The 6,385-nt window shown below is 65.5% G+C and carries 6 protein-coding genes and 1 pseudogene; 3 read left to right on the forward strand and 4 right to left on the reverse strand.

Annotated features, from left to right (window positions below):
- Positions 1–1,301, reverse strand: a 1,301-nt coding sequence (locus tag B3T59_RS14205; protein WP_287003908.1) for a cytochrome ubiquinol oxidase subunit I, incomplete at its 3' end; no start/stop codon positions are given.
- Between the two features lie 217 nt (positions 1,302–1,518).
- Positions 1,519–2,397, reverse strand: coding sequence for an aminodeoxychorismate lyase (locus tag B3T59_RS14210; RefSeq protein ID WP_287003909.1), 879 nt, complete (start codon positions 2,395–2,397; stop codon positions 1,519–1,521).
- 41 nt (positions 2,398–2,438) lie between these two features.
- On the opposite strand from B3T59_RS14210, the gene B3T59_RS14215 reads away from it, so the two are divergent.
- The 3 genes from B3T59_RS14215 to B3T59_RS14225 all read left to right on the forward strand — a co-directional run bounded on the left by B3T59_RS14215 (position 2,439) and on the right by B3T59_RS14225 (position 4,570).
- The gene (locus tag B3T59_RS14215) at positions 2,439–3,614 is read left to right on the forward strand and encodes a YgfZ/GcvT domain-containing protein (RefSeq protein ID WP_251721885.1); all 1,176 of its coding nucleotides are present in this window, start codon (positions 2,439–2,441) and stop codon (positions 3,612–3,614) included.
- A complete protein-coding gene (locus tag B3T59_RS14220; RefSeq protein ID WP_287003910.1) occupies positions 3,611–4,273 on the forward strand; it encodes an MOSC domain-containing protein in 663 nt (220 codons plus the stop codon). Before B3T59_RS14215 ends, B3T59_RS14220 begins: the two co-directional genes overlap by 4 nt.
- A gap of 120 nt (positions 4,274–4,393) precedes the next feature.
- Complete coding sequence (locus tag B3T59_RS14225; protein ID WP_005204191.1) at positions 4,394–4,570, forward strand: DUF3073 domain-containing protein; 177 nt, start codon at positions 4,394–4,396, stop codon at positions 4,568–4,570.
- Positions 4,571–4,673: 103 nt separating this feature from the next.
- Here B3T59_RS14225 and purM read toward each other — a convergent pair whose 3' ends face one another.
- Positions 4,674–5,798: a phosphoribosylformylglycinamidine cyclo-ligase gene (purM, locus tag B3T59_RS14230; RefSeq protein ID WP_287003911.1), complete on the reverse strand. Its 1,125-nt coding sequence runs from the start codon at positions 5,796–5,798 to the stop codon at positions 4,674–4,676.
- Positions 5,799–5,929: 131 nt separating this feature from the next.
- Positions 5,930–6,385, reverse strand: a pseudogene (locus tag B3T59_RS14235) (amidophosphoribosyltransferase); the annotation flags it as partial.

The raw sequence follows: 6,385 nt of genomic DNA on the forward strand, positions 1-6,385 counted from the left end.
CCCATCTCGGTGAAGATCCAGCCGGACGCGTTGGCCAGGAACGGCGTCGGGATCATCCAGAGCGCGAGCAGACCGAATTTGCGCGACGAGATGACCTTGTTCTTGCGCGTCAGCCACAACCCACCGAGCGCCACGATCACCGAACCGAGCGCCCAGGTGATCATCGCCCGGAAGCCCCAGTAGGTGACGAACAGGTTGGGCGCAAAGTTCTGCCCGGGTTCCACACCCGGCGTCCCGGCGAGTCTCTGCGTGTACTCCTCCTGTAATTGGTTGACGCCCTTGACCTCGCTGTCGAAGCGGTGATCGGCGAGGAATGACAGCATGCGCGGGATCGTGATGACGTGCTCGATGTTGTGGCAGTTGTTCTGTCGCCCGACTGCCAGTACCGAGAACCCGGCAGGCTGCTCGGTGTCGCACAACGATTCGGCGGCGGCCATCTTCATCGGCTGCTGTTTGAACATCAGTTGTGCCTGCATGTCACCGGTGATGATGACGAGCACACCGGCGACGATCGCGAACCAACACGCGAATCTGGTGACAGGCCGCCACATCCGACGCGCGTCGCGCTCGAGATCCGCCGGGGTGGCGTCGATCTGACTGGGCGATGTCGTCTTCGGCATGTCGGAGGCGTCGCCGGTCTCGATGGCAGCACTGAGCTTCTTCGCCCGAATCATGTTGCGCGTCATCCACCAGGCGCCGATCGCGGCGACGAAAGTGGCTGCCGTGAGCCACGATCCGGCTATGACGTGCGGAAAAGCGACCAGGGTCGTGTTATTGGTGATGACCGCCCAGAAGTTGTTCATCGCAGGACGCTCACGCACATCACTCCACGCGACCCCCACCGGGTGCTGCATGAAGCTGTTGGCCGCAATGATGAAGTAGGCGGACGCCGTCACACCGATCGCGACCAACCAGATGGTCGCGAGATGCACACGCCGCGGCAGCCTCGTCCACCCGAAGATCCACAGGCCGAGGAACGTCGATTCGAGGAAGAAAGCGATCAATCCCTCGAGCGCCAACGGTGCACCGAAGACGTCGGCAACATAACGGCTGTATTCACTCCAGTTCATCCCGAACTGGAATTCCTGCACGATGCCGGTCGCCACACCGAGTGCGAAATTGATGAGGAACAGTTTTCCGAAGAATTTGGTGGCGCGTAGCCACTGCTCATTCCCCGTCCTGTGCCACACCGTCTGCATGATCGCGACCATTGGCGCGAGGCCGATGGTCAACGGCACGAGAATGAAGTGATAGACAGTCGTGATCCCGAACTGCCATCGTGACAAATCCAGAGCGTTCATCGCGTCTCGAATCTCATAGCCGCGCCCCCGGGCTGGGAGACGCGTCCTGGTACGAAAGCACGAGCGTGCTACGACACTGCGTAGTAGCCCGTTGTCGACGACGCTACGCTGGGCCGATCGTGGGGACAAGCAGCCAAAGGTCCCGTCGTCGGGATGAAGTTATGAGCTGTGTCTCAGAATCGCGTCGGTCTCCGAGGGGACGAACACACCGACCTGCTCATTCTGAGTCATCGCCTATCGCGCGGTCCACCAAATCGGTGAACTGGTCAGTATTCGACGCCACGGGCGCTACGTATCTGTTGAGTGCCGTGACCCGAGCGGCCAAGGTGACGCTACTCACGAGCCAGAACGAATCCGCGGCAATCAGATCCGCAGTCCGCAGAATTCGCGTCTCGGTGCGCCATCCCTCTTTTTCGGCCAATTCGAAAGTGGCTCTCGCCGTGGTTCCGGGAAGAATGCCGACCTCAGTGGGAGGCGTGACCAACGTCTTGTCGTAGACGGCTACGACAGTGGAACGCGGACCCTCGAGGACCGCACCCTCGGCGCTGAGATAGATGACGTCGTCGAATCCCTGCGCCGCCGCGTGCCGCAGTGCCGCCATGTTGGTCGCGTAACTCAGCGTCTTCGCACCGAGAAGTTGCCAGGGCGAGCTCGCCGCGGCGTCGATCGAATAACCGCGATCGAGCGTGACAACCGAGACGCCGTCGCGTCGGACCGCCGTCACCCGATCGGCGACAGGCCCCACAGTCAGATACGCCGTGGGCGGACCGTCTGCGCCCGCACTCTCGCGGCCTCGCGAATAGACCAGGCGCGCAAGGCCCTCGGCACCGCGCGGTGCGTCGGCGGTCCACTGCTTGGCCGCGACGTCGATCAGCTCACGCCACGCGTCGACGTCGGGCTCGGGGAGGTCGAGCATCGCAGCACTGCGTGAGAGGCGTTCGAGGTGCAATTCGACGCACCGCGCGCGTCCCCCGCGCACGAGCAGCGTCTCGAAGATGCCGTCGCCCCGCACCGCGGCAAGGTCGTCGGCGTGCAGGAACGGTTCGTCAGGCTCGTGGCGCTCACCGTCGAGGGTCATCAGGATCGAGTGCGACATAGTCCACGAGGCTAATGCGTTCGCTGCGTAGAATCAGTGAGGTGGCGCCCTCCCCGATCTTGACCAGGTATTCCACCAAGGGCGCGGTCGCTGACCCGCACTCTCCCTCAGGCGATTCGTCGACGACGCTCGCGTGGCATTACGGCGATCCTCTCGGCGAACAGCGTGCCGCCGTACGCGGCGCCGTCGTCATCGACCGCTCCGATCGCGCAGTGATCGAGGTACCCGGCTCCGATCGCCTCACCTGGCTGCACAACATCAGCAGCCAGCATGTGAGCCATCTCGCCGATCGCCGCAGCGCCGAGTCGCTGTCCCTCGACATCAACGGTCGCATCGAGGACCACTTCGTCGTCACCGACGTCGACGGGGTCACCTGGATCGACACCGAGGGCGACCGCGGGACACCGCTACTCGACTTCTTCACCAAGATGGTCTTCTGGTCCGACGTCGCGCCCGCGGCCCGACCGGACATGAAGGTGCTGACCCTCATCGGCCCCGACGTGCTGCGCGGACCGATCGCCGAGGTGCTCGAGATCGACCCCGACGCCGCGCCGTACACCGCGGGCGACCTCCCCGAAGCCCACCACGAAGAAGAACCGCTCGGCTTCTGGCGCATCATGCCGCCGCTGTCGGAGGGCCCGCACGCATCCGGCGCACTCCCCGTGGTCGACCTGGTGGTCCCCGAGTCGCAGATCGTGAGCTGGTGGGACACGGCGCTCGAAGCAGGCGCACGCGCCGCCGGAAGCTGGGCGTTCGACGCCCTGCGGGTCGCGGGTATGCGTCCCCGCCTTGGCATCGACACCGACGAGCGGACGATCCCCCACGAGCTGAACTGGATCGGCGGGCCCGACGAGTTCGGCGCCGTCCATCTCGACAAGGGCTGCTATCGCGGCCAAGAGACGGTGGCGCGCGTCCACAACCTCGGCAAACCACCCCGACGACTCGTCCTGCTACACCTCGACGGCAGCGCCGACGACAAGCCCGAGCCGAGCGCCACCGTGACCGCGGGCGGACGCACCGTGGGGCGTGTCGGAACCGTCATCGACCATTTCGAACTCGGACCGATCGCCCTCGCCTTGGTCAAGAGCGGAATCGGCCCCGACGTCGAGCTCGAGGTCGGGGATGGACTGCCTGCCCGCATAGATCCCGATTCCATCCGGGTCGACGACCGCGTACAGGCCGGCCGAGCCGCGATCGACAAGCTGCGCGGCCGATGAGCACATCGGCGAGCGAGCAGCCGCAGGAGCTTCTCGGGCACGTCCTGGCGGTCTGCGTCGCCGAGCGCGACGTCGACCTGGGACGTGTCGGCGTGAGCGCCATCGACAAGCGTCCGCAGCACGGCAGGGTGACCGTCGGCGACGAGGGTCTGATCACCGATCACGTCTGCAACAGAAAGCACCACGGCGGACTCGACCAGGCCGTCTACGCCTACGACCACGCAGAGGCACACGAGTGGGCGACGACGCTCGGGCGTGAACTTCCTTACGGCTGGTTCGGCGAGAACCTCCGGGTCACCGGGCTCCCGGTGACCGACGCACTGGTCGGCGAGCAGTGGGCCGTCGGCGACGACGGGTTGCTCCTCGAAACCACGATTCCCCGCACCCCGTGCCGCACCTTTGCCGCGTGGGCTGACGAACCCCGGTGGATCAAACGGTTCCTCGACCGCTCAGACGTGGGCACCTACCTGCGGGTTCTCCACCCGGGCACGGTCGGCGCGGGCGACGACATCCGCGTAGTGTTCCGCCCCGACCACGGTGTGCGCGTGCGTCACCTGATCACCGGGACCCAGGCCGACTCACTGCGCGCATTACTGGCCGACGACGACCTCGCTCCCAAGGTCCGCCGCGAGGCCACCAAGAAACTGGCTCGCGCGTAGGCAGGGCAATCCACAGAATCCGTTTGGGCGCGCTAGACTGGTCAGCACGACAGATTCACTACCTAGAGAACGGGGCCGCCACTAGTTTGGCCGCCCCGTCATTGTGCGAGGGGGTCCCATATGGGCCGCGGCCGGGCGAAAGCAAAGCAGACGAAGGTTGCTCGTCAGCTCAAGTACTCCACTCCCCACACCGACTTCGACAGCTTGCAACGCGAGCTGTCGGGGTCGGACGATTCGGCAGACCGTCCGAATCCTGTGGACGAGTGGGCCGAAGAGGAGGAGTGGAAGCGCGCCTGACGCGTCCCTTCTCCTGCGGTAACCCGCACGACCTTTTAGTCACGTCGGTGATGCGCTCGGCAGTCCCGTGCGCATCACCGACGATGCTTACTCCCAGACTTTCTCAAAAGCGAGGGTGCTCTCCGACGACCGTCACCTTGGGGACGTCGGAGTTCTTCGGTTCCGGTGAACGCTTGATCGAACCCAACACCCAGTTGTCGACGTGGCGCGCGGTCAGCACGGCCAGCGCACGGTCGGTGTCCTCGGGCGCGACGATGGCGACCATCCCCACACCCATGTTGAATGTGCGTTCCATCTCTGCCTGCTCGACGCGGCCGCGCTGCGCGATGAGCGCGAAAATCGGTGCGGGCGTCCAGGTTCCGCGTTCCAGCTCGGCGACCAAGCCGTCGGGGATGACGCGTGAGAGGTTCTCGGCGAGTCCACCGCCGGTGATGTGCGCGAAGATCCGCACGTCGGTCTCCGCAGCGAGCGCAAGGCAGTCACGCGCATAGATGCGGGTCGGCTCGAGGAGTTCCTCGCCCAGCGTGCGCCCGAACTCCTCCACGTGACCGCTCAGGTCCATGTGGCCCCACTCGAGAAGCACCTTGCGCGCGAGCGAGTAGCCGTTGGAGTGCAGCCCCGACGACCCCATCGCGATCACGACGTCGCCCGCGCGTACGCGTTCCGGCGAGAGCAGTTGGTCGGACTCGACGATGCCGACAGCGGTGGCCGAGAGATCGTAATGATCGGGCAGCATGAGTCCCGGGTGCTCGGCCGTCTCGCCGCCGAGCAGTGCACAACCGGCAGCCACGCAGCCGTCGGCGATGCCCGCGACGATTTCTGCGACGACCTCCGGGATCACCTTGCCGATGGCGATGTAGTCCTGCAGGAAGAGCGGCTCTGCACCACACACGACGAGGTCGTCGACGCACATGGCGACGAGGTCTTGTCCGACGGTGTCGTGTTTTCCGACAGCCTGAGCGACCGCGAGTTTGGTGCCGACGCCATCGCTCGACGCAGCAAGGACCGGCTCACGGTAATTCCCCTTGAGCGCGAACAGACCGGCGAAACCGCCCAATCCACCCAGCACCTCGGGTCGCGTGGCACGTTTTGCATGCGGGGCAAACAGTTCGACGGCGCGCTCACCTGCGTCGATGTCGACACCAGCAGCCGCGTACGACGCCCCGGCATCCGTCGGCGTCGAGTCGCCCGTACTCGGTTCGTTGGCTACCGAATCCTTCTCGGACATGTAGGCGCGCACCCCTGTTCGCAATCGCTGATGGTCGGATCACACGCTACCGGAGAGCGCGCAGAGCGTCGCCACAGGCAGCAGTTCACGAGAGGGGGTTCACGGTGGCGCGGTTGCGCCGGAAGGTGAGATCAGGGCCGCAGGACGGCGCTGGCGTTGTCGTTCGGCACGGTCAGCGGGTCGACGCGGCCGTCGCCTGCGGCGCTGGCGAGCATCTGCTCGAGGACAGCCTTACCCATCGACGTCTCCTTGGGGAGTTCAATGGGATAGTTCCCGTCGAAGCAGGCCGCGCACAGCGACGACGCCGGCTGATCCGTGGCGGCGATCATCTCGTCGATGCTGATGTACCCGAGCGAATCGGCGCCGATTGCCTGGCGCACGCCCTCGACCATGTGCTCCTCGGACTCCATGCCGTTGGCGATCAGCTCCGCGGGCGACGCGAAGTCGATGCCGTAGAAGCATGGCCACCGCACGGGGCTCGACGCGATGCGTACGTGGATCTCGGCCGCGCCCGCTTCGCGCAGCATCCGGATCAGTGCCCGCTGGGTGTTGCCTCGGACGATGGAATCGTCGACGACGACGAGCCG

The organism is Gordonia sp. UBA7860, from assembly GCF_002500165.1.
GTDB lineage: Bacteria > Actinomycetota > Actinomycetes > Mycobacteriales > Mycobacteriaceae > Gordonia > Gordonia sputi.